The following is a 1,737-nucleotide window of genomic DNA, read 5'->3' as shown; positions in this document are numbered from 1 at the left end:
GTCGCGGGTGGTGGGGAGTTGACGTTGTCTCGGGTGGTGCGGGCTCAGGGGTGGTCGCTGTCGGCGTAAGGCCGGTGACAGCGGGCACTCGAATCGGGTTCCTCTCGATGAAGAGGGAGCACTGAGGAGGGAGCCCATGACCACCGCGCAGGCCGAGACCGGCCGCACCGTGACCACCAACATCCCCGCCCGCCTCGACCGGCTGCCCTGGTCGCGCTGGCACTGGACGATCGTCATCGGTCTCGGGACCGTGTGGATCCTCGACGGCCTGGAGGTCACGGTCGTCGGCAACATCGCGAGCCGTCTGTCGGAGTCCGGGAGCGGACTGCCGATCACCTCCGGTGAGATCACCGGCGTCGCCGCCGCGCTGTATGTGGCGGGTGCGTGTGTCGGTGCCCTGTTCTGGGGGCGGCTGACGGACAAATGGGGGCGTAAAAAGCTCTTCATGATCACCCTGGCGGTGTACCTCGCGGCGACCGCGCTGACCGCGGTGTCGTTCTCCAGCTGGTGGTTCTTCACGTTCCGCTTCCTGACCGGATTCGGTATCGGCGGTGAGTACGCGGCGATCAACTCCGCGATCGACGAGCTGATCCCGGCGAAGTTCCGCGGGCGGGTGGACCTGATCATCAACGGCAGCTTCTGGCTGGGCGCGGTCGGTGGGTCGCTGCTGTCGATCGTCGCGCTGAACACGGACTTCCTGCCGAAGGACGTGGGGTGGCGGCTGACGTTCGCGCTGGGTGCCGTGCTGGCTCTGGTGATCCTTCTCGTACGGCGCCATGTTCCGGAGAGTCCGCGGTGGCTGCTGATCCATGGCAGGGACGGGGAGGCCGAGGAGATCGTCACCTCGATCGAGGAACGGGTCGAGGCGGAGAAGGGGCGGGCGCTGGAGCGTCCCGAGGGTGAGATCACGATCCATCAGCGGCGGAGTGTGTCGTTCATGGAGATCGCGCGGACGCTGTTCGCCGACTACCGGCGGCGGTCCGTTCTGGGATTCTCGCTTTTCATCGGGCAGGCGTTCCTGTACAACGCGATCACGTTCGGGTTCGGGGCGATCCTGACGACGTTCTTCGACGTGCCGACCGGGGACACGGGGTACTACTTCGCGGTCATCGCGGTGGGCAACTTCTGCGGTCCGCTGCTGCTGGGGAAGCTGTTCGACACGGTCGGGCGGCGGGTGATGATCTCCGGTACGTATCTGCTGTCGGGGCTGCTGCTGTTCGGTACGGCGTGGTTGTTCGACCGGGGGTCGTTGAACGCGACGACGATGACCGCGTGCTGGTGCGTGGTGCTGTTCTTCGCGTCGGCCGGGGCGTCGAGTGCGTACCTGACGGTGTCCGAGGTGTTCCCGATGGAGACGCGGGCGATGTCGATCGCGTTCTTCTACGCGCTGGGTACGGCGGCCGGTGGTATCAGCGGGCCGCTGCTGTTCGCGGACCTCACGGGGACGGGGAAGGTCGGCGACACGGTGCTGGCGTTCCAGATCGGTGCGGCGTTGATGTGCGCGGCGGGGCTGGTGGCGGCGTTCCTGGCGGTGCGGGCGGAGCGGCGGTCGCTGGAGGACATCGCGAAGCCGCTGACTGCGGCGGCGTCGGCGGCGTCGGCGGTCTCCTCGCGGGCGCGGTCCCGTCGGGAGCCGGGGACGGCTGCGGTGTAGGCGGTACGGCCGTGGGTGGATGCCTGCGGCGCAACCGCGACTCCGGTGGGGGCGGGCGTAGCGCCTCGGGTTCGGTTGTGGGT

The 1,737-nt window shown here is 68.2% G+C and carries 1 protein-coding gene; it reads left to right on the top strand.

Annotation, left to right across the window (positions count from 1 at the left end):
• The first annotated feature begins 136 nt into the window (after positions 1–136).
• Entirely contained in the window at positions 137–1,654 is a 1,518-nt protein-coding gene (locus tag GRC12_RS44195) for an MFS transporter (RefSeq protein ID WP_208786057.1), read from the top strand.
• Positions 1,655–1,737 lie beyond the last annotated feature (83 nt).

Source organism: Streptomyces griseorubiginosus, from assembly GCF_017614965.1.
In the GTDB taxonomy this organism is placed as follows: Bacteria; Actinomycetota; Actinomycetes; order Streptomycetales; family Streptomycetaceae; genus Streptomyces; species Streptomyces griseorubiginosus_B.
The sequence above is the reverse complement of the archived record's forward strand: the minus strand, read 5'-3'. Positions and strand labels throughout refer to the sequence as shown.